Source organism: Amycolatopsis sp. NPDC051371 (assembly GCF_040682155.1).
Classification (GTDB): Bacteria; Actinomycetota; Actinomycetes; order Mycobacteriales; family Pseudonocardiaceae; genus Amycolatopsis.
In genome coordinates this window covers 13,917-38,176 of the sequence record NZ_JBFBAG010000051.1, presented here as the reverse complement: position 1 = coordinate 38,176, position 24,260 = coordinate 13,917, and the positions used below count along the sequence as shown (strand labels likewise).

21 protein-coding genes are annotated in these 24,260 nt (G+C 71.4%); 9 read left to right on the top strand and 12 right to left on the bottom strand.

Features of this window, described 5'->3' with window-relative positions; translation table 11 throughout:
* Positions 1-4: 4 nt before the first annotated feature.
* The gene (locus tag AB0M59_RS43090; RefSeq protein ID WP_364627374.1) at positions 5-892 is read left to right on the top strand and encodes a MurR/RpiR family transcriptional regulator; all 888 of its coding nucleotides are present in this window, start codon (positions 5-7) and stop codon (positions 890-892) included.
* 596 nt (positions 893-1,488) lie between these two features.
* Here AB0M59_RS43090 and proC read toward each other — a convergent pair.
* The 8 genes from proC to AB0M59_RS43050 form a co-directional block, all read right to left on the bottom strand.
* Complete coding sequence (gene proC, locus AB0M59_RS43085; RefSeq protein ID WP_364627373.1) at positions 1,489-2,262, bottom strand: pyrroline-5-carboxylate reductase; 774 nt, start codon at positions 2,260-2,262, stop codon at positions 1,489-1,491.
* Complete coding sequence (locus tag AB0M59_RS43080; protein WP_364627371.1) at positions 2,259-3,233, bottom strand: proline racemase family protein; 975 nt, start codon at positions 3,231-3,233, stop codon at positions 2,259-2,261. Before AB0M59_RS43080 ends, proC begins: the two co-directional genes overlap by 4 nt.
* Positions 3,230-4,156: a pyridoxal-phosphate dependent enzyme gene (locus AB0M59_RS43075; RefSeq protein WP_364627369.1), complete on the bottom strand. Its 927-nt coding sequence runs from the start codon at positions 4,154-4,156 to the stop codon at positions 3,230-3,232. Before AB0M59_RS43075 ends, AB0M59_RS43080 begins: the two co-directional genes overlap by 4 nt.
* The gene (locus tag AB0M59_RS43070) at positions 4,149-5,552 is read right to left on the bottom strand and encodes a serine hydrolase (protein WP_364627367.1); all 1,404 of its coding nucleotides are present in this window, start codon (positions 5,550-5,552) and stop codon (positions 4,149-4,151) included. Before AB0M59_RS43070 ends, AB0M59_RS43075 begins: the two co-directional genes overlap by 8 nt.
* The gene (locus AB0M59_RS43065; RefSeq protein WP_364627366.1) at positions 5,549-6,391 is read right to left on the bottom strand and encodes a PHB depolymerase family esterase; all 843 of its coding nucleotides are present in this window, start codon (positions 6,389-6,391) and stop codon (positions 5,549-5,551) included. The genes AB0M59_RS43070 and AB0M59_RS43065 overlap by 4 nt, the downstream gene beginning before the upstream one ends.
* Before the next feature lie 32 nt (positions 6,392-6,423).
* Complete coding sequence (locus AB0M59_RS43060) at positions 6,424-7,629, bottom strand: DUF4149 domain-containing protein (RefSeq protein WP_364627364.1); 1,206 nt, start codon at positions 7,627-7,629, stop codon at positions 6,424-6,426.
* Positions 7,630-7,804: 175 nt separating this feature from the next.
* Positions 7,805-8,707 (bottom strand): MurR/RpiR family transcriptional regulator, encoded by a 903-nt coding sequence (locus AB0M59_RS43055; protein ID WP_364627362.1) that lies wholly within the window; start codon positions 8,705-8,707, stop codon positions 7,805-7,807.
* Between the two features lie 34 nt (positions 8,708-8,741).
* Positions 8,742-9,569, bottom strand: coding sequence for an alpha/beta hydrolase (locus tag AB0M59_RS43050; RefSeq protein WP_364627360.1), 828 nt, complete (start codon positions 9,567-9,569; stop codon positions 8,742-8,744).
* A gap of 147 nt (positions 9,570-9,716) precedes the next feature.
* Here AB0M59_RS43050 and AB0M59_RS43045 point away from each other — a divergent pair, with 147 nt between their 5' ends.
* Genes AB0M59_RS43045 through AB0M59_RS43030 form a run of 4 tightly spaced genes read left to right on the top strand, consistent with a single transcriptional unit; the run spans position 9,717 to position 12,939 of the window.
* Positions 9,717-10,454 (top strand): amino acid ABC transporter ATP-binding protein, encoded by a 738-nt coding sequence (locus AB0M59_RS43045; protein ID WP_364627358.1) that lies wholly within the window; start codon positions 9,717-9,719, stop codon positions 10,452-10,454.
* Positions 10,455-10,486: 32 nt separating this feature from the next.
* Complete coding sequence (locus AB0M59_RS43040; RefSeq protein WP_364627357.1) at positions 10,487-11,428, top strand: transporter substrate-binding domain-containing protein; 942 nt, start codon at positions 10,487-10,489, stop codon at positions 11,426-11,428.
* Between the two features lie 12 nt (positions 11,429-11,440).
* Positions 11,441-12,085 carry an amino acid ABC transporter permease gene (locus AB0M59_RS43035; RefSeq protein WP_364627355.1) on the top strand — a complete coding sequence of 215 codons (645 nt, stop codon included), beginning with the start codon at positions 11,441-11,443 and terminating at the stop codon, positions 12,083-12,085.
* Complete coding sequence (locus AB0M59_RS43030) at positions 12,082-12,939, top strand: amino acid ABC transporter permease (RefSeq protein WP_364627353.1); 858 nt, start codon at positions 12,082-12,084, stop codon at positions 12,937-12,939. The genes AB0M59_RS43035 and AB0M59_RS43030 overlap by 4 nt, the downstream gene beginning before the upstream one ends.
* A 65-nt stretch (positions 12,940-13,004) precedes the next feature.
* Here AB0M59_RS43030 and AB0M59_RS43025 read toward each other — a convergent pair whose 3' ends face one another.
* The 3 genes from AB0M59_RS43025 to AB0M59_RS43015 are packed head-to-tail and all read right to left on the bottom strand — an operon-like array spanning position 13,005 to position 15,704.
* On the bottom strand, positions 13,005-13,931 hold the full coding sequence (locus AB0M59_RS43025; RefSeq protein ID WP_364627351.1) for a hypothetical protein: 927 nt from the start codon (positions 13,929-13,931) through the stop codon (positions 13,005-13,007).
* Complete coding sequence (locus AB0M59_RS43020) at positions 13,928-14,743, bottom strand: SIS domain-containing protein (RefSeq protein ID WP_364627349.1); 816 nt, start codon at positions 14,741-14,743, stop codon at positions 13,928-13,930. The genes AB0M59_RS43025 and AB0M59_RS43020 overlap by 4 nt, the downstream gene beginning before the upstream one ends.
* 1 nt (position 14,744) lies before the next feature.
* On the bottom strand, positions 14,745-15,704 hold the full coding sequence (locus tag AB0M59_RS43015) for a threonine/serine dehydratase (RefSeq protein ID WP_364627347.1): 960 nt from the start codon (positions 15,702-15,704) through the stop codon (positions 14,745-14,747).
* A gap of 40 nt (positions 15,705-15,744) precedes the next feature.
* On the opposite strand from AB0M59_RS43015, the gene acnA reads away from it, so the two are divergent.
* Genes acnA through AB0M59_RS42995 form a run of 4 tightly spaced genes read left to right on the top strand, consistent with a single transcriptional unit; the run spans position 15,745 to position 21,822 of the window.
* Entirely contained in the window at positions 15,745-18,309 is a 2,565-nt protein-coding gene (acnA, locus tag AB0M59_RS43010) for an aconitate hydratase AcnA (protein ID WP_364627345.1), read from the top strand.
* Positions 18,302-18,940, top strand: coding sequence for an MBL fold metallo-hydrolase (locus AB0M59_RS43005; protein ID WP_364627344.1), 639 nt, complete (start codon positions 18,302-18,304; stop codon positions 18,938-18,940). Before acnA ends, AB0M59_RS43005 begins: the two co-directional genes overlap by 8 nt.
* Positions 18,937-21,147, top strand: a complete 2,211-nt coding sequence (locus AB0M59_RS43000; protein ID WP_364627342.1) for an aminotransferase class III-fold pyridoxal phosphate-dependent enzyme — start codon at positions 18,937-18,939, stop codon at positions 21,145-21,147. Before AB0M59_RS43005 ends, AB0M59_RS43000 begins: the two co-directional genes overlap by 4 nt.
* A gap of 9 nt (positions 21,148-21,156) precedes the next feature.
* The gene (locus AB0M59_RS42995) at positions 21,157-21,822 is read left to right on the top strand and encodes a GntR family transcriptional regulator (protein WP_364627340.1); all 666 of its coding nucleotides are present in this window, start codon (positions 21,157-21,159) and stop codon (positions 21,820-21,822) included.
* A 46-nt stretch (positions 21,823-21,868) separates the two neighbouring features.
* On the opposite strand, the gene AB0M59_RS42990 is transcribed toward AB0M59_RS42995, so the two are convergent.
* Positions 21,869-24,250 (bottom strand): glycoside hydrolase family 32 protein, encoded by a 2,382-nt coding sequence (locus AB0M59_RS42990; RefSeq protein WP_364627339.1) that lies wholly within the window; start codon positions 24,248-24,250, stop codon positions 21,869-21,871.
* Positions 24,251-24,260 lie beyond the last annotated feature (10 nt).

Genomic DNA, 24,260 nt, shown 5'->3' with positions numbered 1-24,260 from the left:
CGGGGTGAGCGGTCACGAGGAAAGCCAGGGCCCACTGGCCGAGCGGATCGGGCAGCGGATCGGCGGGCTGTCGGCCGCCGAGCGGAGGGTGGCCGAATACCTGTGGAAGCACCCCGGGATGATCGTCCTGTCGACCGCCGGGGAGCTCGGGGAGCTGAGCGGCACCAGCGACGCCACCGTCATCCGCACGGTGAAGTCCCTCGGCTATTCGGGACTGCCCGAGCTCAAGCGCGCGGTGGGGCGGCAGGTCGTGTCCGACACGCCCGCCACCCGCCTGCGGCACCGCGTCGAGGAGGCGGGCGACGACACCGCCTCCCAGCTCGACCAGCTGCTCGCGGAGTCCGTCGACCGCCTGACCGAGACCCGACGACTGCTCACCGAGCCGGCGTTCACCCAGGCGGTCGGCCTCCTCGCCGGCGCGCGCGAGGTGCTCGGCTACGGCCTGGGAATCTCGGAGCTCCCGATGCGCTACCTGGCAACACGGCTCCAGCGCCTCGGCCGCCGGGCGCGCAGCACGTCGGCGACGGGGTTCCGCCTCGCCGACGAGCTGCTCCCGCTGGAGCCGGGCGACGTGTTCGTGCTGAACGCCCCGGAGCGCCTCCTGCCGGACATGACGACGGCGGTCCGCCACGCGCGGGCGGCGGGGGCGGGTGTCTTGCTGCTGACGGACTCGTTGGGGGCCACTTTGGACAGTCAGGTGGATGTCACGCTGCCGGCGGTGCGGTCTTCGACGGGGCTCACGCAGGAGGGGTTGAGTACTACGCTCGTGCTGGATTGCCTGCTGCTGGCGGTGGCGAAGCGCGATCCGGGCGCGGTGTCGGCGAACAACGAGCTGCTGGCCGCGCTGCGTGACCGGTTGGCGCCGAGGGACATGCGCTCGCGGCGCACGTGACGCGGTTCGGCTGACGCGGCCTTCCACAGGGTTGGCTTGTTGTGGACAAACCGGCTGCCGCAAGGCTTTCCGGCCGGTTTTGTCGGCCCAGGCCGATAGACTGAACCTGGGCACGCCCCCAGGAGGAGGGCGGGGGCGGGGCCGAGGCGCGTGAACGCTGAGGCGAGATGTCATGAACGACTCGTTCATGACGCTGGACGACAGCAAAGAGTCGTTCACAACGTCGCAAACTCCCCCGCGCACCTGAGCGGCGACAGCTGGCGGCCGCTGCCGAATTTCCAGGCGCGGCAGGGAGTTCATCGTTGCGAATGACTCATTCGGGGCGCCGGAGGTCCCGAATGAGTCATTCGCGACCTCGCGGAAACCTTGCCGGACGTAAGGCAACCCGAGCCTGCGACCGCTGTACACAGGGCAGGCTCGTTGTGGACAAACTGGCTACCGCAACGCTCTCCGGCCGGTTTTGTCGGCCCAGGCCGATAGACTGGACCTGGGCACGCCCCCCAGGAGGAGGGCGGGGGCGGGGCCGAGGCGCGGAGACCGACCGCCAAGCCAAACCCGCCGCCCGAGCGAACCCAATCCCAAGCAGCCGCGGCGATTCAGCGGCCCATTTCGATCGACCGGTCCCGCGCCGCCACCACCGCGGCCATCACCGCTGCCCGCAACGCCCGGCCCTCCAGCTCCCGCATCGCCGCGATCGTCGTTCCTCCCGGGCTGCACACCGCTGCCCGCAACCCCGCCGGGTCCACGTCCGGAGCGCCCAGCATCCGGCCCGTTCCCTCGGCCGTTGTCAAGACCAGTTCCTCCGCCAACGGCCGGGGCAGACCCGCGAGCACTCCCGCGTCGATCATCGCCTCCGCCAGCAGTGCGAAGTATGCCGGGCCGCCGCCGGACAGCGCCGTCACCGCGTCCAGCTGGGACTCGGCCACCTCGATTACGCGACCCAACGGTGCCAGCATCGTGCGCACGCGGTCCAGGTCCGCGGCGACCGTGTGCCGGCCGCCGGAGATCGCGATCGTGCCCAGCCCCACCGACACCGGGAGGTTCGGCATCGTCCGGACCACCGCCACGTCCGGCAAGCTCGCCTCCATGCGCGCGATCGGCGTCCCGCCCACCGCCGACACGATCAGCTGTCCCGGCCGCACGTGCGGAGCCAGAGAATCCAGCAGCGCCGCGAAGTGATACGGCTTCACGACGACGAAAACAGTCGAAGCCGAAGCAACTGCCGATTCCAGAGATGTGACCGCGACGTCGTACCGCGACTTCAAGTACGCGGCCCGCGAAGGATTCTGCTCGACGACGGTGACGTCCGGAGCGAGCCCCGCCAGCAGGGCCTCGCCCATGTTCCCGCCACCCACGATGGTCGTGCTCATCGCAGCACGAACCCCCTTCCCAGTTCGTCGTCCGGATCGAGGCTGAACGCGCACTCGCCGGTCAGGTAAGCGTTTCCCGACACCTCCGTGGCGACCGCAGCGCCGCCGGAACGGACCCGTCCGGTGAACCGGGTCCCGATGATCGAATCGTGCGTCAGCACCGCGCCGGACGGAAGTCGTCCGTCGGCCGCGAGCAGCGCGAGCCGCGCTGAAGTCCCCGAACCGCACGGCGACCGGTCGACCTGGCCGTCCGCGAAAATCGTGACACTGCGCTGGTGCGGCCCCGCAGGTGTGTCTCCCAGGTCGTCGTAGAAGATCGTGCCGTAGATCCCACTCAAGCGGCTGTCCGCGTGCGACGCCCACGACGTCGCGTTCAGCGCCCCCTTGATTTCGCGCCCGGCGGCGATCAGCTCCGTGTAGTGCGAAGGCGAAACCGTCAGCCCCACCGAAGAAGCCGGCACCGACGCGTAGATCGCCCCGCCATAACTGACGTCGACGCGCGCCGAGCCCACCGGAATGTCCCGGCCGATCACGTACGCGTCGACGTTCCGGAAAGCCACCTGCCGCACGACGCCGCCCGCACACGTCACCACCGCCGTGACCCGGCCGGACGGGACGTCCATGACCACCTCGGTGTCGCCGTCGCGCGCCGCCGGGACGCGGCCGGTGCGCACCGCCCACGCGCCCAGCGCGATCGTGCCGTGGCCGCACGCCGTCGAGTAACCGTCCTTGTGCCAGAACAAGACGCCGAACCCGGCGCCGTCGTCGTCGGGCGGGACCAGGAAGCAGCCGTACATGTCCGCGTGCCCGCGCGGCTCCCGCACCAGCAGCTGCCGGACGGCGTCGATTTCCGCGGACGCCTGCGCGGCGGCCCGGCGTTCGAGCACGGTCGCGCCCGGGATGTCCGGCACGCCCGCCGTGACGATCCGGAAGGGCTCGCCGGCGGTGTGGTAGTCGGTCGTGGTGATCATCGCTCTCCCAGGATCGTGGTCAGCAGGCCCAGGTCGATGTTGCGGCCGGAAACGACCAACACTACGGGCCGGTCCAGCGGCACGAGCCCGTCGCGCAACGCCGCCAGCGACGTCGCCGAGGCGCCCTCGGCCACGAGCCCGGCGGTCGTCACGAGCTCGCGGACCGACCGGCGGATCGCCGCCTCGGCCACCGCGACCATGGTGACCCCGCAGTCGCGCACGATGCCCGGCGTCAGTGACTCCGGTTCGAGGTTGCCCGCCAGCCCGTCGGCGATGGTCTCCCCCATCTCCACGGGCACCACGCGTCCCGCCGCCACGGCAGTCGACAAAGCGCGGCACGCCTCGGCTTCCACCCCGATGACGCGGACGTCCTGCGACGCGCGGCGCGCACCGAGCGCCACCCCGGAGAGCAGGCCGCCGGCGCCGGCCGGGACGACGACCGTGAAGTCTTCTTCCACCGCGCGAGCCACCTCCGTGAGGAGCGTGCTCTGCCCCGCGATGACGTGCGGGTCGTTGTAGGCCGAGACGTACTGTCCGGGCAACGCGAGAGCGTGCCGCTCGGCGCCGTCGAAGTCGTCGCCCGCCAGGACGAGGTCGACCGGGTACTGCCGCAGCGCCTCGACCTTCACGGCGGCCGCCGTCTTCGGCACCACCACGGTCGCGTCAGAGGACAACAGCCGGGAACCGTAGGCGATCCCGAGCGCGTGGTTGCCCGCCGACGCCGTGACGACCGGCTTGCCCGCGTACGCCGTGAGAGCCGCCAGCGCGCCCCGGATCTTGAAGGCGCCGATCGGCTGGGCGCCCTCGTACTTCAGGTACACCGGGACGTCGAGCCCGGCCTCCGGGTACGGGATGAGCGGCGTCGGCGGCAGGTGTCGGGACACGACTTCCCAAGCCTGGTCGAGCACGGCGGCGTCAAGCACGGACGGTCCCCTTCGCGGGCGGCAGCGCCGTCGGGCCGGAGTTGCAGTTGACCCGGTGTTCGAGGACGACGTCGTCGCCGTCGAACCGCAGTGTCAGCCGGTCGATGAACGGGCCCTCCAGGAAGTGCCAGGTCAGCTCCAGCACGTCGGCCTCGGCCCACCGCGCCCCGGCCAGGATCGGCGCCGCGTCCTCCTGGTAGGAGTGGTGCAGCCGCCAGACGCTCACGCCCGTGCTCTGCCGCACCCACTCCCCCAGGCCGTGCTCGATCTTGTGCGGGCCCCGGTCGTCTTCGATCCCGAGCCGCACGACGCCGTCGCCGACCTCGACCGACAGCGACTCGACGCCCTGCTCGTTGGGCGTGAAGTCGAACACCCGCAACGGCAAGGAATTGTCCACAACAGACTCAAGCAGCTCGGGTTCGCGAGCTTGCGTCACCCACTTCCCGAGCGGCTCGACCTCGTCCGAGGAGAACGCCTCACGGAACGCTTCGCGCAGCATGCCCGGCAGGTCGTGATAGGTCGGATCCGGCATCGCGCCGGTGACGACGACGACCCCGCCGTGGTCCGGGAACACCATGCACTCCTGCCCGAACAAGCCCGATGCGGAGTAGACGCCGTTCTCGCTGACCCAGAACTGGTAGCCGTACCCGGAGTCGGCGACGGCGTCCGGGCCCGGCGGGAGCAGCTCGGTGCCGTTCCACTCCCCGCTCACTGCCTTCCGGACGTGCAGGCCGGACGCCTTGCGCACCCACCCGGCGGGCAGGACGCGATGACCGTCCCAGACGCCGTCCTGCAGGTAGAGGACGCCGAACGACAGCAGGTCCCGCGGGCGCAGCGACAACCCGTTGCCGCCGCTGGAAACGCCGGCCGGATCACGTTCCCACGTGTAGTCGGTGATGCCCAGCGGCTCGAACAGCCGCGGCCGCAGGTATTCGTCGACGGGTTCGCCCGCGACCTCCTGCACGATCGCCGCCAGGACGTGGCTCGTCGTGCTGCTGTAGCGGAACCCGCGGCCGGGCCGGTCGACGACGGGCTCTTCCAGGAACTCGCCGGTCCAGCCGGTCTTGCGCAGGCGGGTCGTCGCGCCGGAGAGCCCGCGCGCGTGCCCGGTGCGCATGGTCAGCAGGTCCCGCACGCGCATCCGGCTGTCGAGATCGCTGCCGGGAAAGAAGCCCACGACCGGGTCTTCGAGGTCCAGCAGGCCTTCGGCCTCGGCGAACCCGACGGCACTGGCCGTGAAGCTCTTGGTGGCCGAGTGCAGCTTGTGCCGCAGCGACGGTTCGTGCGGCCACTGCCACAGGTCGTGCACCAGCTCGCCGTGCCGGTGCACGAGCAGGGAGTGCACCCGCATGCCGCGCTCGGCGAGAGTGTCCAAAAAGGACCCGATCGGTGTCACCGCGCGCTCCGAGCTGCGGCCAGCAGGCCGCCGAGGAAGTCCTGCACCACCGGCACCACGCCGGTGCCGCGGTGCGCGACGCCGGGAACGACGTCGAACCGCACCGGGATCCCCTGCGAGACGAAGTTGTCTCGCAAGGTCTCCAGCCGCGCGACCCGGGTGTCACCGGTCGCCTCCACGCCGTCCATCCAGTTCGGGCCGCCGGGGTTCATGATCTCCCAGGATTCGACGTCTTCCGCGCCGACGACCATCTGCACCGGCACCCGGCGCAGCGCGTCGAGGTCGATGCGGATGCCGAAGCGCTCCTCGAAGCCGCCGGTACCCAGCCACCACGGCAGGCTGTCGTCGAGCTGGGTGATCCGGCCCGGCGCGCCGATCGACACGCCGGCGAGCCGGTCCGGGTGCGCGTAGAGGAAGCGGTGCGCGAACTGGCCACCGCCGGAGAAGCCGTGGAGGTAGAACCGGTCGCCGCGCGCGTTGAACGTGGCGGCGGCCTCGTCGACGATGTGCAGCAGCTCCTCGTCGAAGCGGATCCCCTGGTACTCCAGGAACTTGAAGCTGTGCAGCTCGCCGGGTTCGATCAGGCCGGCCGGGAACAGCGGCGTGAGGATCACGCACCGGTGCTCGATCGCGAACTCCTTCCAGCGGTCGCGGTAGAGCTCGGCCGACCGCCCGGTGCCGTGCTGGATGATCACGAGCGGCAGCGGTTCGGCGTCCGGCGTGTGGTCCTTGGGCACGTACAGCGCGTAGAACAGGCGCTGGTCGTGCTGCGAGGCGAAGAAGGGCGTGCCGCCGACGAAGTGGGCGCGCTCGGAGGCGAGGTCGGTCGTGCCGGTCATGGAGAAGTGTCCTCCCAGGACGTTGGGTTTTCTCAGTACTCGGGTACCGCTTCGGCGGCCGGAGCCGGGGCGGCGGGCAACCGGGAGAGCCGTTCGCTCACCTTCGCCGTGGTGACGAAGGAGATCGCGAGCAGCACGGCCAGCAGGACGCCGATGCCGACGATGCCGCCGCTGAGCGTCGGGTCGGGCTCGCCGGCCTCGACGCGGGCCGAGCCGGTCAGGAACGACAGGACGAAGAGCACGCCGACCGCGAGGACCACCTCGACGGTGACCAGGCCTGGGAACACGCGCAGGGCGAGCCGGAACACCGAGCCCTCCTCCCCGGCCGTGCGGGCCCGCGCGATGCGGGGCATCAGGAGGAACTCGTTCAGCGCGCCGACGCCGATCATGGTCGCCACCAGGCAGACCTTGATCAGCAGGAACCGGCCGAAGCTGGTGGTGAGCAGCTCACCGGGGCTGCCGACGAGGCTCCAGGCCAGGTAGAGGCCGCTGATCAGCAGGCAGCCGACGGCGCACAGGGCGACGGTGCTGAACCGCGTCCAGATCTGCGCCCACGTGGCCCCGGCGCGGGGAGTGAGCCGGCGGCGGGCCGTCGCGAGCACGACGAGAGCGGCGATCCCGCCGACCCACGTGGACACCGCGGACACGTGCGTGTGGTCCAGCAGGCCGTCGACCAGGGTGTCGGCCGTCTCCTTCGAGAAGTCGGTCGGCAGCAGGGTGACCTGGTAGGCGACGAAGTTGAGGACGAGCGAGGCCAGGGCGACCGCGGTCAGGTGCGCGCGCACGCGCGGCGACCACAGGAGCATCAGCACGACCGCCGATGCTGCCCAGAGCAGGTACTGGGTGAGCGTCTGCGCGCCGGTCGAGAGCCACTCCCCCTTCTTGGCGGGCACGGTGACGTAGTTCCAGATGGTGCCCGGCTGCAGGGCCCGGCCGTAGGGGATCTCGACCCCCTTGACGCGGGCGGCCTTGCCCGCGATCTGGAAGTACAGCGCGACGAGGAACCAGGTTCCGGCGACCGCGAGCAGCAAGCTCGTCCGGCGGTGGAGCACCGCGCGGTCCGCCTCGTCGACGGACGGCCGCTTGAGGACGGGACGCAGTACGAGCAGGTGGAGCATGGTGGCGCCGATCGTCCCGATGAGGCCGGCGAAGTAGGCCATCTTCGTGATGATCCGCCATGCGGCGGGAGCGGGATTGGCGACGGCGGCCGGGACTTGCGCGAGCAGGGACGACAGCACGGCGATCTCCTCGGCTGGGGCTGGGGTGATCCGATCGTAGCTGAAACTTCCAGAATTGGAAGTATGAAGTATCCACTACATCGTTGGCAGGCAACGATCTTCGCTTGTCCACTGTGGATCGGGCGCAGGCGGACGCACCGCCGGACGGCCGCCCGGCGGTGTGCGGAAGCCGGCGTCAGGCCCGGCGCTTGCGCCGGCGTTTCGGCACGGCCGAGCGCTCGTCGCCCTGGACCAGCTCCGAACGCAGCGAGGTCAGCAGCTCCGCGGCCCGGGTCGCGCGGGTCTCGTCGCCGGAACCCAGCTGCAGCAACAAGGCGTCGGTCAGGACCTCGGCGCTGAGCATCTCGCCGGTGAAGTTGCTCGTCGACTGCGGCGCGGCGAGCGTGACGTCCACACGGTCGGCGAACTGCGCCCCCAGCGAGCTGGAGACCAGCAGCACCCGGGCGCCCACGGCGTGCGCGTGGTCGAGCACGACCTCGATCTCGGCCAGCAGGCGGGCCGGGGTGTAGAGCACGACGACGTCGTCGGCGCGCAGGCCCAGCAGGTCGTCGGCGAGCTGGAACCCGGTGGCCCAGCTCGCGCGGGCGCGCCGGCCCATGCGCGTCAGCCGCAGCGCGAGGTAGCGGGCGAGCAGTCCGGACCCGCCGAGTCCGAAGGCGAGCACCTCGCGGGCTTCGTCGAGCAGGCCGACCGCGGCGGCGAACTCGTCGTCCTCGACCAGGCGCCAGGTCGCCGCGAGTCGTTCGGTAGCTTCGGCGAACACCCGGGCGACCGCCGAACCGCCGTTCTCCCGCTCGTCGTGGAACTGCCGGACCGGGCTGGTTTCGACCACGACCTCCGCGGCCAGCGTGCGCCGCAGGTCGAGCAGCCCGCTGAACCCGAGGGACTTCGCCGTGCGGACGACGGTCGCGTCACTGGTCTTGGTCGCACTGCCGATCTGCTCGGCGGTCGCGAAGATCGCGTGCCGGGCGTGGTCGCGCAGGTACTCGGCCACGATCCGCTCCGCCCGGGACATCCCGGCCAGGTTGCGGTTGATCCGGGCGCTCAGCGACAGGTCTTCGCCGTCCGGCTCGGTCATCTGCTCTCCCCTCGGCACGACCGCATCGTAGTGGTCACCGGCCGGCGAGCACGCCGGCGAAGAAGTCCTGGACGACCGGCTGCAACTGGAGGCCGCGGTGCGCGAGCCCGGGCACGACGTCCATGCGCACGCCGATGCCGTGCGCTTCGAAGTTGTCCCGCAGGGAGGTGAGCCGCTCGACGCGGGTGTCGCCGCCGGCCTCGACACCCGGCTCGGCGATCTCCCACGTCTCCGTGTCCTCGGCGCCGACGATCATCTGCACGGGCACCGCCCGCAGCGCGTCGAGGTCCAGGTCGGTGCCGAACCGCTCGCGCAGGTCGGCCGTGCCCGGCCACCACGGCACCCGCGGGTCGATCCGGGTGACGCGCCCCGGCGCCCCGATCGACAGCGCGGACAGCCGGCGCGCGTGCAGGTACGCGAAGCGGTGGACGAACTGGCCGCCGCCGGAGAAGCCGTGGAGCGCGAACCGCGTCCCGTCGACCCGGTACCGCTGCGCCACCTCGTCGACGATGTCGAGCAGCACGCGGTCGAACCGGACGCCGCGGAAGCTGAGCCGCTTGAAGCCGTGCAGGTCGCCCGGCTCGCCGATGCCGGCCGGGAAGAGCGGGGCGAGCACGACCGTCTCGTTCTCTTCGGCGAAGCCGCGGTAGGCGTCCCGGTAGCGCTCGGCCATCCGCTGCGTCCCGTGGACCACGACGGTCAGCGGGAGCGGCTTCGACGTCGTGCGGTGCACGCCGGGCACGTAGAGGCAGTACGAGAAGCGCTGGTCGCGCTGCGAGGCGAAGAAGGCGGTCGGGCCCGAGTGGTAGTACTCGACCGGATCCAGGACGCGCGCGTCGGCACTCGGGCGCGGACTCGACATGACGGCTCCTCGGCTGTGGTGTAGCGACGCGGTGTAGCGACGACGACAAGTGTTGACATCTCGGTAGCACCGTCTATCTTATCGGTAGCTGATGCTACAACAACTTGTTAACTGTAGCGAACGCTTCCAAAAACCCGGAGGAAGCCGATGACCCCGCTGGTGAGCATCCGCGGCCTGTGCAAGAGCTTCGGTGACGTCGAAGTCCTGCACGACGTCGATCTCGACATCCACCACGGCGAAGTGGTCGTCGTCGTCGGGCCGTCCGGCTCGGGGAAGTCGACCCTCTGCCGGTGCATCAACCGCCTCGAACAGATCAACTCGGGGACCATCACCCTCGACGGGGAGCCCCTGCCCGCCGAGGGCCGCCGGCTCGCGCAGCTGCGGGCCGACGTGGGGATGGTCTTCCAGTCGTTCAACCTCTTCGCCCACCGCACGATCCTCGACAACGTCACCCTCGGCCCGATCCAGGTCCGCGGGTTGTCGACCCGCGACGCCCAGACCGAAGCGCGGCGCCTGCTCGACCGCGTGGGCGTCGGCGACCAGGCGGAGAAACGGCCCGCCGAGCTCTCCGGCGGCCAGCAGCAGCGCGTCGCGATCGCCCGCGCGCTGGCGATGAACCCCAAGCTCGTGCTGTTCGACGAACCGACCAGCGCGCTGGACCCGGAAATGGTGCACGAGGTCCTCGACGTGATGACCGCACTCGCCGCCGACGGCACCACCATGGTCGTCGTCACCCACGAAATGGGCTTCGCCCGCAAGGCCGCCAACCGCGTCGTGTTCATGAGCGACGGCCGGATCGCCGAGCAGGGCACGCCCGAAGAGTTCTTCGACCGCACCGGCACCGCCCGGGCGCGGGACTTCCTGTCCAAAGTTCTCCAGCACTGATCCGTGCAACGAAGCAAGATCCAGGAGCGACCATGAGAATGCGCACCACGGCAGGCACCGCGGTGGTCACCACCGCCCTGCTCGCGGCGCTGACCGCGTGCGGCAGCGCCCCCAACCAGGCCCCCGGCGCCGCCGCCAAGCCGGCCGGCGCGGAGATCGCGGGCCAGATCGACCAGACGTCCGTGGTGGACGCGGGCCCGGTCGGGCAGAACCTGCCCAGCACACCGATGCTCGACAAGATCCGCCAGAAGGGCGAGCTGTCGTTCGCGGGCAGCCGCAACACGATCGGCTTCTCCCAGCTCGACCCCGCGTCCGGCAAGCTGTCCGGTTTCGACGCCGGGATCGCCCAGCTGCTCGCGAAGTACCTGCTCGGCAAGCCGAGCGCGAAGCTGCAGAGCGGCGGCTCGGACACGCGGGAAGCGTTGCTGGGCAACCACACCATCGACATCGCCGTCCAGACCTACACGATCACGGAGGACCGCGCGAAGCTCGTCAACTTCGCCGGGCCGTACTACATGGCGGCCAGCGGCATCGTCGTGAAGACGAGTGACACCACCACGAAGCAGGCGAGCGACCTCGCCGGCAAGAAGGTGGCCACCGAGTCCGGTGCCGCGAAGGACGCGCTCCTGAAGGCGGTGCCGACCGCGCAGCCGGTCCTGTTCGACACCGCCGCGCAGTGCGTCGCCGCCGTCGAGCAGGGCCGCGCCGAAGCGATGACGCTCAACAACGCCTCGCTGTACGGCGTGGTCGCCACGAAGAACGACGTCAAGCTGCTCGACTCGACGTTCGGGTCGAACCCGTTCGGCATCGGCCTCCCGAAGGACGACCCGGCGTTCAAGGACGTCGTCAACGGATTCCTGAAGACGATCGAAACCGACGGCACGTGGGCCAAGCTCTGGCAGGCCACGGTCGGCAAGCTCGTCAAGACGGCCGCGCCGCAGCCGCCGCAGATCGGCTCCGTGCCCGGTTCCTGAGAGGCCACCACCATGTCCGTCCTGTTCGATCACATCGGTGACCTGCTCACCGGTCTGCTGGTGACCCTCGAGCTGGCCGTGCTCGCCTTCCCGCTGGCCGTGCTGATCGGCACCGTGCTCGGCGTCTGCCGGGTCGGCCCGATCGGCCCGCTGCGGGCGGTGGCCGGGTTCTACGTCCAGTGCCTGCGCAACTCGCCGTTGCTGCTCGTCCTGGTCATGGTGGTGTTCGGGCTGCCCTACGTCGGGGCGACCGTGCCGTTGTTCGGCTCGGTCGTCCTCGGCCTGGGGCTGTATTTCGGCGCGTACGTCTGCGAAACGGTCCGCTCGGGTGTCGCGGCCGTCCCCACCGGGCAAATCGAGGCGGCCCGCGCGCTCGGGCTGACCTTCGCCGGCGTCCTGCGGCAGGTCGTGCTGCCGCAGGCGTTCCGGTCCATGGCCCAGCCGCTGGGTTCCATCTTCATCAACGTCTGCCTCGCGTCGGCCCTCGGCGCGGCGGTCGGCGTGCAGGAGCTCACCGGCTCCGCGCGGCAGTTCAACCTCGACCACGCCCAGCCCATCCCGAGCTTCATCGCGGCGGCGATCGGCTACCTGCTGATCACGCTCACCGCGGGCCAGCTGACCGGGGTCATCGAACGGAAGGTCCGGATCCGCCGATGAAGACCACCGTGTTGTTCGACGAACTCGGCCCGCGCGGCAACGCGCGGCTCCGGGTGGCGACGATCGTCGCCTCCGTGCTCGTGCTGGGCGCCCTCGTGGGAATTGTCCTGCAGCTCCAGCACGTCGGCCAGCTGTCGGGCCGGCTGTGGTCGCCGCTGGCGTCGTGGCCCAACATCCGCTACCTGCTCGACGGCCTGGGCATGACGCTGCGCATCGGCCTCTCGTGCGCGGCGATGTCCCTGGTGTTCGGCACGGTGTTCGGCCTCGGCCGGCTTTCGCCGCGCCGCTGGCTGTCAGTGCCCGCCGCGGCGGCGATCGAGCTGTTCCGGGCGATCCCGTTGATCCTGCTGGTGTACTTCTTCCTGATCGGCCTGCCGGCGTTCGGCTGGAACCTGCCGCCGTTCTGGGTGCTGTCGATCCCGATCGTGCTGCACGCGGGCTCGGTGTTCGCCGAGATCGTCCGCGCGGGCGTGAACTCCCTGGACCGCGGCCAGTTCGACGCGGCGGCGGCGATCGGCCTCCGGCGCGGCCAGGCCCTGCGCCTGGTGGTGCTGCCCCAGGTGTTCCGCGCGCTGCGGCCTGCTTTGGTGACACAGGTGATCCGGACGCTCAAGGAGTCGAGCCTCGGGTACGTCGTCAGCTACCCCGAGCTGCTGCGCAACGGGCAGGTCCTCGGGGAGTACAACGCGAACTTCATCCAGGCGTACGCATTGACGGCGGCGTTCTACATCGTGATCAACTTCGGGTTGTCGCGGATCGCGGAGCTGCTGGACCGGCCGCCGCGGCGGCGCCGGCGGGCTCGGGTGGCCGAGGTGGATTCCCCGGCGCCTGCGTCCCTCGAGAGCGTTTCCTGAGTCCCGTCAAGACCAACCTCGCCGGGGCGGCCGCTACCGCCCGCCCCGGCGAGGTTTTCCAGTCTTCAGAAGTCCAGCGCCAGGAAGACCGCCGAGGCTACCGCGGCGTCCGCGACCCCCACCCCGGTCAAGTCCGCAATGGACAGTCCCGGACGCTCGACACCGTCGCGCAGCACCACTCCCGCGGGCACATCCACCTCGGCCCCGATCATCCCGGCGCGGACCGCGTTCCCGAAGTCACCGTGATCGAGGCACTGCGCATGATCGTCCGTCACCACGAGCCGTGCCCGCGCGAACAGCTCCGGCGGCAGCTCCCCCTTGCCCGGCAGGTCGGTCCCGATCCCCGTGACGTGCAGCGCGCCCGCGAACGCCGACGCGGGAGCCAGCGGGGTCGTCGAGGGCGTCGCCGTGATGACGCACGCCGATCCCGCCGCCTCCTCGACCGTCGCCGGACGAGCGTCGAGATCCAGCGAAGCGCAGAGCTCTCGCACCGCCTCGGAGCGGCGTCCCCACACCCGGACCCGGGACAGGGGCCGCAGCGCGTGCAGCCATTCCACCTGCAGCCGAGCCTGCAACCCGGTCCCGAGGACGCCGACCTCGTCGACGTCGGGCGGAGTCAGCGCGTGGGTGACCAGCGCGCCCGCCGCGGCCGTGCGCCACGCCGTCAGCCGGCCTTCGTCGGCCAGCACCGCGGCCGGGACCCCGGTCGCCGCGTCCAGCACGAGAATGAGACCGCTGTTGCTGGGCAGGCCGCGCTCGGCGTTGCGGTAGAAACCCGCGGCCACCTTCACCCCGAAGTACGGCGAGCCGGTCACGTGCCCGGCCTTGACGTGACAGTCACCCTCCACCGCCGGGAACACCAGGGCGATCGGCGGCGGGAGCTGGGTACGGCCTTCGGCGTGCGCGACGAGCGCGTCGCGCACCGCCGTGAACACCAGGTCCCGGGAAGCGACCTCCCGGATGCGGGCCAGGTCCACAGTGGACAAAGTCATTGAAGGTCCTCACGCAGTTTTGTCAAAAGGGCGTAGGTGTCCCCGTCGCCGAGGGTGCCGAGCACCAGCAGGTCGGCGACGAGCATGGCGCACAGCGGTTCGGCGGTGAGGCTGCCGGGCGAGCCCGGGTCGCGCAGGACCGCGTCCGCCGGGAGCGCTTCGGCGAGGTGCTCGGTGACCAGGACCAGCTCGGCACCGACCTGGTTCGCCCGCGCCGCCAGCACTTCCAGCTCGGGCAGCAGCCGGCCGGGCGCGAAGACGACGACCGCGTGCCGCGGCGAGAGGTCCGCCAGGTCGTCCGCGAACGCCACCCCGGTGGCCCCCGACGCCGAGGCGGCCTTGCCGGCCCGGGTCAGCTTCAGCGCCAGGTAGCGCGCGCTCAGCTCGTTGACGCCCCAGCCGTAGCAGAACACCCGCGACGCCGACCCGACGATCCGCAGCGCCTCGGCCAGCTCGCCGACGTCGAGCCCGCGGCCGAACGCGCTGATCCGGCCGAGCGCGTCGCGCACCACGTGCGTCGTCGCGCTCGGCAGGTCCCGGGCCACCTGCCGCCGGAAGCCGACCTGCGGCGCGCCGCCGGCCCCGCCGAGCGACGCCTTCAACGCCGGCAACCCGGCGTAGCCGAGGCGGCGGGCGGTGCGGACGACCGTCTCGTCGCTCGTGCCGGTCCGGCGGCCGAGGTCGTCCGCCGTCGCGAGCACCACCTGGCGCGGAGGTGACGTGACGAGGTATTCCGCGACCGCCCGCTCCGGCTCGCTCAGCCGGCTCCACGCGTGGTTGACCCGGCTGACCAGCGGTTCCGGCGCACCCACGTCACACGGCCACGGCGCGCAGGAAGGTCTCCAGCGTGACGTTGCGTCCACAGAGGACGACCGCGACCTTCTTCCCCCGGTAGCGCTCCGCCGTCTGGACCAGCCCGGCGACCGCCACGCCCGCCGCGCCTTCGATCATCCAGCGCTCCCCCTCCGCGATCCGGCGCATCGCGCGCGCGATCTCGTCCTCGGACACCGTCAGGGTCTCGTCGATCACGTCCTGGCAGATCGGGAACGTCACCGACCCCGGCTCCACCGCCCCCGTCGAACCGTCCGACAGCGTCGGGAACTCCGGCGTCTCCACGATCTCGCCCGCCTTCAACGAATCCAGCAGGCACGTCGATGCCGAAGGCCAGACGCCGACCACCTGCGTGCGGGGACTCAGCGCCTTCAGCGCCGTCCCCACGCCGCCGATCAGACCGCCGCCGCCGACGCAGATGAACACCGCGTCCAGGTCCGGCGCCTGCTCGGCCAGCTCGACGCCCAGCGTGCCCTGGCCCGCCACCGTGTCGAGGTCGTTGTACGGCGCCACGTAAGGCTTACCCTGCGACGAAGCCTGCCGCCGCGCCTCCACCTCCGCGTCCAGCGCCCCGCCCGGGACCACGACGAGTTCCGCGCCCAGCGCCTCGATCGCCGCCATCTTCGCTCGCGTCGTCGTCTCCCCGACGTAGACCGTCACCGCGACGCCGGCCAGCTTCCCGGCCCGCGCGACGCCCTGGCCGTGGTTGCCCGTCGACGCCGTGAACACTCCGGTGCGCTTCGCCGCTTCCCCGAGTACGCGGATCTTGTTCGCCGAACCGCGCACCTTGAACGAGCCGGTCGGCATCAGGTGCTCGGTCTTCAGCCACACGTCGGCCCCCAGCTCGTCCGACAGCAGCCTGCTGCGTTCGAGGGTGCTCACCGGCACGTCGGGGCGGATACCGCGGTGCGCGTCCATGATCCGTTCCAGAAGAGAAGCCATGCTGATATTATATCCTATAAGCTATACGGAAGGGGTCAGCGTGAAGACGACAAGCAGGGCGGACAGCTACGCCAGCCTCGCCCGGCTCGAACTGGCCGGGGAGCAGTACCGGATACACCGCCTGGACGCCGTCCCCGGCGCGGAGCGGCTGCCCCTGAGCCACAAGATCCTCCTCGAAAACCTGCTGCGCCACGAAGACGGTCACACCGTCACAGCTGAGCAGATCGCCTCGCTCGTGCACGGGAAAAGAAACGTCGTCGCCTTCTCGCCGTCCCGGGTCTTCCTGCACGACACCAACGGCGTCCCGGTGCTGACCGACCTCGCCGCGCTGCGCGACGCCGTGGCCGAGGCGGGCGGCGACCCGGCGGCGGTGCGGCCCCGGATCCCCAGCCACCTGACGGTCGACCACTCGATCGCGACCGAGGTGTCCGGCCGGCCGGACGCGCTGCGCCGCAACGTGGAGATCGAGTACGCGCGCAACGCGGAGAGGTTCCGCTTCCTCAAGTGGGGCGAGCGGCTCGACGGCGTGCACGTCATCCCGCCCGGCACCGGCATCATGCACCAGATCAACCTCGAGTACCTCGCCGGCGTGGTCGAGCGCCGCGACGGCTGGGCGTTCCCGGACACCTGCGCCGGCACCGACTCCCACACCACGATGGTCAACGCGCTGGGCGTGCTGGCCTGGGGCGTCGGCGGGGTCGAGGCCGAGGTCGCGCTGCTCGGGCAGCCGCTGAGCATGCTCGTCCCGCCGGTCGTCGGTGTCGAGCTGACCGGGGAGCTGGGCCCCGGCGTCACCGCGACCGACCTGGTGCTCACCATCGCCGAAACGCTGCGCGCGCACGGCGTCGTCGGGAAGTTCGTGGAATTCACCGGGCCCGCGGTCGCCCGGATCCCGCTCGCCCACCGGGCGACGATCTCGAACATGTGCCCCGAGTTCGGCGCCACCGCGGCGATGTTCCCGATCGACGACGCGACGCTCGGCTACCTGCGGCTCACCGGACGCGCGCCCGGGCACGTCAGCGCGGTCGAGACGTACGCGAAGGAACAGGGCCTCTGGCACGACCCCGGCGCCCGCCTCCACTACGACGAGCGGGTGCGGATCGACCTCACCGCCGTGATCCCGTCCCTCGCCGGGCCGCGGCGGCCGCAGGACCGCGTCGCGCTGGCCGACGTCCCGGCGAACGCGCGGGCCGCCATCGGATCCACAACGGACAGCACGATTCCGGACGGTGCCGTGGCCATCGCGGCGATCACCTCGTGCACCAACACGTCCAACCCGCACGTGATGGTCGCCGCGGGCCTGCTCGCCCGCAACGCCCGCGCGCGCGGCCTGACGGCCAAGCCGTGGGTGAAAACCAGTCTCGCGCCGGGCTCGAAGACCGTCACGGAGTACCTGCGACGGGCCGGGCTGTCCGAGCCGCTCGACGAACTCGGCTTCCAGCTCGTCGGCTACGGCTGCATGACGTGCATCGGCAACTCCGGGCCGCTGCTGCCGGCGGCCGCCGCGGCGGCCGCCGACGGCACGGTCGTCTCCTCGGTCCTCTCCGGCAACCGGAACTTCGACGGCCGGATCAACAACGACGTCTCGCTCAACTACCTCGCATCGCCGCCCCTGGTCGTCGCCTACGCGCTGACCGGGTCCATCACCCACGACCTCACCACCGAGCCGCTCGGCAGCGACGCCGGCGGCGAGCCGGTCTTCCTCGCCGACCTCTGGCCGGACGACGCGGAGATCGACGCCGTCGTGACCGCCCACCTCACCCCGGAGCTGTTCCGCGACGCCTACTCGGACGTCTTCGACGGCGACGATCTGTGGGCCGGTGTGCCCGCGGCGGGCGGGGCGCGGTTCGACTGGCAGGCGGACTCGACCTACCTGCGCCGGCCGCCGTTCCTCGACGAGGTCGCGACCGCGCCGGCGGACCTCCTCGGGGCCCGGGCGCTCCTGCTCCTCGGCGATTCGGTGACCACGGACCACATCAGCCCGGCCGGGCGGATCCCGAAAACGAGCTGCGCCGGGAAGTACCTGACCGGGCTCGGCGAGAAGGACCTGAACACCTACGCCTCCCGCCGCGGCAACTTCGAGGTGATGGTGCGGGGCGGGTTCGCCAACCCGCGCCTGAAGAACCGGCTCGCGCCCGGCGGCACGACCGTCGACGCCGAGGGCGCCACCGTCCCGGTGTACGAAGCCGCGAGGTCCTACGCCGGCACTCCCCTGCTGGTCATCGCGGGCCGCGAGTACGGCACCGGTTCTTCGCGCGACTGGGCCGCGAAGGCCACCGCGCTGCTGAAGGTGCGGGTCGTGCTGGCCGAGTCGTTCGAACGGATCCACCGCTCGAACCTCGTGCAGCTGGGCGTGCTGCCGCTGCAGTTCGCCGACGGGCAGAGCGCGGACTCGCTGGGGCTGGAGGGCACCGAGGAGTTCGACCTGCTCGGCATCCCCGAAGCCGTCGACGATCCGACGCGGCCGGTCACCGTGCGAGTCCGGCCGCGCGCGGCACCCGCGTTCGAGTTCGAGGTCCGCGCGCGGCTGGACACCCCGCAGGAGGCGGTCTATTACGCCCACGGTGGCGTCCTCCCCTACACGCTCGGCCGGTTCCGTGCCTGACGTCGATCCCGTGCTCCGCGGCCAGGGGCAAAGCTCGGACCAGGGCAGCACCGGGTTCTGCGGGGTGTACCTGGTGCACGCCCCGGGACGGCGGATCCTCTTCGACTGCGGCCACACCGGGCGGCGGCGGGCCCTGCTGCGCGCCCTCGACCACCGCGGGCTGACTCCGCGCGACATCGACCTCCTGGTGCTCTCCCACGCACACTGGGACCACATCCAGAACGCGGACCTCTTCCCGGAAGTCCTGATCCACCCGGACGAAGACCTCTCGCCACGAGGAAACCCCGTCCTGCCACCGTGGACGGCGGCCATCCTCAGTGGACTGTCGTTGTCGCCCGCGTCGGACGGGCTCGAGCTCGCCCCCGGCGTCACGGTCACCGCGCTGCCCGGGCACACCGCGGGCTCGATCGGACTGACCGTCGCCACCGCCGACGGCACCGCGCTGCTGACCGGCGATGCCGTGCGGTCCGCCGGTGCCCTGCGGCGGGGACGCTGCAGCAGCGCCGTCGACGACGAGGCGGCGGCGCGTTCGATGGCCCTGGTCCGCACCCGCGCCGATGTCGTCTACCCCGGCCACGACGAGCCGTTCACCCTGGAAGCCGGCACCCCCGGAAAGGATCTCCCCGCATGAGCACCTTCATCGAACCGGCCCCGGCCTTCTCCGCCGAGAGCCTGCGCACCGCGCTGCGCGAGCACTGGCGGCTGACGAACCCGGTGCTGAAACCCCTGGACAGCGAGCGCGACCTCAACATCCTCGTCGACGACCGGTTCGTGCTCAAGATCTCCAACCCCGCCGAGCGCGCCGACGTCGTCGACATGGAGGTCCGCGCGCTGGAGCACGTGCACGTCGCGGACCCCGGCCTGCCGGTGCCGGAGTCGGTCGGGGACATCGCGCGGCTCACGGACGACACGGGCCGCTCGTGCCTCGCCCGGCTGATCACGCTCCTGCCCGGCGCTCCCTTGGAGGGAGGCTGGGTCGACGACGCGACAGCTACGCGGGTGGGCGCCGTCGCCGCACGGGTTTCCGTGGCACTGCAAGGGTTCTTCCACCCCGCGGCGGGCCGGGAGCTGCTGTGGGACGTCCGCCGGATGCCGGCCGTGGTGGCCGCTTCGGGTCTCGCCGGCTTCGACGGACTGGTCGCGCGCGTCGCCCCGGCGCTGGCCGCGACGGCGACCCTGCCGGCGGGGGTGCAGCACGCGGACGTCACGCTCACCAACGTGCTGGCCGAAGCCGGCGCGGTCACCGGCGTGATCGACTTCGGCGACATGCACCACACGGCCGCCGTCACCGACCTGGCCGTCACGCTCACCTCGGTGCTGCGCCGGGCCGAGGACGTCTGGCGCGCGACCGAGGCCGTGCTGCGCGGCTACCAGCGCCACCGCGAGCTGAGCGCGGCCGAGGTCGCCGTGCTCGGCGAGCTGGTGATCGCCCGGCTGCTCACGACGCTGGCGGTGTCCGCGACACGGCGCGAGGCACACAGCGACAACGAGCGCTACATCACGCAGTACGACGACACCAGCGAGCGTGTGCTGGACCTCCTCGGCGCGCTCAACCCGAGTGAACTGGGCGAACGGCTGGCCCGCCTGGCCGGCACCCGCGACCTCGCCGCGGCCATCCCGGCCGATGAGCTGCCGTCCCGGCGCACGGCGGCGATGGGCGGCGGGCTGTCCCCGCTGTTCTACCGGCGGCCCCTGGAGCTGGTCCGCGGCGAAGGCGCCTGGCTCTACGCCCGCGACGGCGCTCGTTATCTCGACGCGTACAACAACGTGGCGGTCATCGGGCACGCGCACCCGGCCGTCACCCGGGCCGTCGGGCGGCAGCTGGCGGAGCTGAACACGCACTCGCGGTACCTGCACGGCGGGATCGTCGGGCTGGCCGAGCGGATCCTGGCCACGATGCCGCCGGAGCTGGACACGTGCCTGTTCACGACCTCGGGCACCGAGGCGAACGAGCTGGCCTGGCGGCTGGCGACCGAGTACACCGGCGGCGACGCGGCGATCATCGCCGAGCACGCCTACCACGGTTCGTCGAAGTGGATGGCGGACCTCAGCTCGAACGAGTGGCCGCCGGGGTACCGGCCCGCGGGCGTGGGGACGTTCGCCGCGCCGCGCGAACCCGGTGCGGTGCCGCGGATCGAGGCCGCGGGCCTGCGTCCGGCGCTGGTGCTCGCCGACTCGCAGTTCACGTCGGAGGGCATTCTCGACGTGCCCGCCGAGTTCCTGGCCGGGCTGGTCGAGGGCGCCCACGCGGCCGGCGCGCTGTACCTGGCCGACGAAGTCCAGTCGGGCTACGGACGCAGCGGGCCGCAGCTGTGGCGGTTCGCGCTGGCGGGGATCACGCCGGACCTGGTGACGCTGGGGAAGCCGATGGGCGCGGGCTACCCGATCGGCGCGCTGGTGACGCGGCGCGAGATCGCCGACGTGCTGGCGGACAAGTACGAGTACTTCTCGACGTTCGCGGCGACCCCCGCCGCCGCGGCCGCGGGCCATGCGGTGCTCGACGTCCTGGAGCTGACGGGTCTCCCGGCCCAGGCGGTGACGGTCGGCGAGCACCTGCGTCGCGGCCTGCGCTCGCTGACGGACAGTTCGCCGGTGCTGGGTTCGGTGCGGGGCACGGGGTTGCTGGCGGGCGTCGACGTGCTGCCGTCCGGCGGGTCGACGTCCCGCGAGGTGGCGCGGAAGCTGCTGGACGACCTGGTCGGCCGGGGTGTGCTCGCAGGCCTGACCGGTCCCGGCGGTGACGTGCTGAAGGTGCGCCCGCCGCTGGTCTGGGACACGGCCCACGCGGACGAGTTCGTCTCGCGGCTCGCGGACGCGACGCGGGACTATGGGCTATAGGCTGGCCGGATGACCAGCCCCCGTCCAGCCCTCACCAAGAACGCGTACGCCTACGAGGAGCTGCGCCGCCGGATCCTCGCCGGCGAGCTGGCCGCCGGGCAGACCATCTCCCAGGAGCAGCTCGCCGTCGAGCTGGGGGTCAGCACGACGCCGCTGCGCGAGGCGCTCCGGCGCTTGGACGCGGAGGGCCTGGTGACGCTGGCGTCCCACCGCGACGCGCGGGTCACCGAGCTCGACGCCGCGGAGGCGCGCAGCCTGTTCGAGCTCCGCGAGAACCTCGACCCGCTGGCCGCGAAGCTCGCCGCCGGCCGCCGCACGGACACCGACATCGCGACCATCGAAGCGGCGCTTCGCGGTCTCGAGCCCCTCAGCACGTCGACGGGCTTCGACGCGCTGCTGGTGCACCGGGCATTCCACCGCAGTGTGTACACGGCGTCGCACAACCCGCTCCTGTCGTCGTTGCTGGAAGGGCTCTGGGACAAGGCCGACCGGTACCGCCTGGTGGGGTTGCGGTCCACTCCGGATTCGGACGAGGACCGCGAGCGAGTGCGCCGCGAGCACGTGGAGATCGCGGAGACGGTCATCGCGGGGGACGCGCAGGCGGCGGAGCGGGCGATGAAAAACCATGTGCGGGGAAGCCTCGGCCGCCGGGCCATCGCCGCGCTGGAGAGCTGAGCGCCCGGTTCCCACCCGTCCGCACGAGAAGCCGGGCGACGATGGTTCAGCCAAGCTTGAGATTCTGCGCGATCACGTTGCCCGCGTAGGCGTTCACACCGAGCCGCCCGGACGCGTAGGCGGTGTCGGTCGTGTCGATGAGCGGGTCGGCGCCGTCGCCCAGCCAGACCCGGATCCGCGATCCCGCGGTCTCAACCCTCACATCGTAAGTGCGGCCCTCGACGATCGGCGTCGCGTGGATCGCGATGTCCTTGCCCGGCCGCCACAGCTTGACCAGGCCGCTGGTGTCGATGGCCGCCGTGTAGCCGGCTCCGTCGGCCGCCGCCCGGAAGGTCAGGCCCGCCGCGGTCCCGTTGGTGACCGACAGGTCGCCTTGGTAGGTGAAGTCCGTTCCGGTGCGGTCGCTGAGGAAGAAGCCGTCACCGGCCGCGTTCCCGCGCAGGCCGGCCGGCGTCGTGGTCCACGTGCCGCTCGGCGCTGTCCAAGGCCCCGAGGGAAAGGCGGTGAAACCGCCTGGGCCGGTGTTCAGGTTCTGGACGGTCGCCGCTCCCCCGTAAGCGTTCGCGCCGAACAGTCCCGACGCGTACGCGGTATCCGTGGCGTCGATGACCGGGTCGCCCCCGTGGTCGAACCAGACCCGGATGTGCGAGCCGGTGGTCTCCACTCGCAGGTGGTGGGTCTGCCCCTTGGCGATCGGTGTCGCGTACGTCGCGATGTCACGTCCCGGTCGCCAGAGCTTGACCACGCCGCTGCTGTCGATGTTCGCCGTGTAGCCGGCGCCTTCGGAGCCGGCGCGGAACGTCAGGCCCGCCGCCTGGGCGGTGTCGAGCCGGACATCGCCCTGGTAAACGCCGTCGGACGCGCTGCTCGCGCTCAGGTAGAACGCGTCTCCGGTGGTCTGCGCCCGCTTGCCGCCGCTCGTGTCGGTCCACGCGCCGCCGGCGGCGTGCCACGGACCGGCGAGGGTGCTTTCCAAAGTGGACTGGTCGGTGCCCCAGCTGGTGCTCAGCCGCGTGAACGTCGCGTTCTTGAGACGTACCTGGCCACCGGTGGCGAACAGCCGGATTCCCTGGCTCACCGCGGCGGAGTCGAAGTTGACGTTGTCGGCCAGCGAGAACTTCCCGCCGTCGGCGAACACCTCGAGCTGCCCGCGGTCGACCAGCAGTCGCACGCTCACCTCGTTCCCGCCGGTAGCCAGTGGTTTGCCGTAGAGCGTGCCGGCGGCGCGGTCGTAGGCCACAACCCGGTCGGCCGTGCCGTCGGAGCGGCTGTGCAGCGCGAACCCGAACTGGCTCGCGGTCGCCCCGGCCAGGTCGAACGTGGCGGTGATCTCGTAGGTGTCGGCGCGGATCCCGTCGAAGAGGTTGCGCCCGTCCCGGACCGTCTCGTTGCGCCACGTCCGGCTGTCGGCGCGCAGCGCGCTCAACTCGGTGACCGGCGTGCGCGTCACCACCGGACCGTCCGGCGAGTCGACGAGGCCGAGCGTGACCGGGAAGGTCGCGTTGCCGGTCCAGGTGCTGCCACGGTTTCCGCCCTGCCACGCCATCTGCACGACGCGACCGTCAGGCGTGCCGGTGAACGTCTCCGCGGCGTAGAACGTGCCGCCCGCGTACGTGGTCCCGAGGTTCATCTTCTTCGGTTGCGGCCGGTCGGTGCGGAACGTGCGGCCGTCGAACGTGCCGACGACGTAGTCACTCGACGCCGACGTCAGCACCCATTGCCCGCCCAGCGGGTACAGATCGGGACACTCGAAAAGCCAGTCGGCCGCGTACCGGCTGGCGAACGTCCACTTCAGCAGGTTCGGCGACGTGTAGAGGTCGACGCCGTTGCCGCCCCGGTTCGACCAGACGACCATCACCCACTGGTTGCGGGCGGCGTCCCACACCACTTTCGGGTCGCGGCTCTCCTCCGGGATGTCGATCTGCTTGCGCCCCTGGTCGTAGGCCTGGAAGCTGCGGCCGTCGTCGTTGCTGTAGAACACGCTGACGCCGTTGGTGTTGGAGAACACCACGATCGGGTCGAGCGAGCCGGTCTTGAGTCCCGACGTGTTCGCCTTGTCGACCACTCCCCCGCCGGAAAACAGCGTGCCCGGGTGCACACCGGGCTCCAGCGCGACCGGTTTCTGCGTCCACTGCACAAGGTCAGGGCTCGTCGCGTGGCCCCAGTGCATCGTGTCCCATTCGAGGCCGTGCGGGTTGTGCTGGTAGAAGAAGTGGTAGTGCCCGTTCGCGTAGACCAGTCCGGTGGGGTCGTTCATCCACCCCGACTGCGAGCTGAAGTGGAACTGACCCCGGAACGGCTCCGAGTAGGTGGTGGCCGGGTAGGGGAACTCCGGGTAGTCCCAGGCGGTTCCGGCGCTCGCCGGAGCTCCGATGGCCAGGACCGCCGAGGCGGCCAGGAGCACGACGGCGAGGATCCGGCGGATCATGGGATCACCC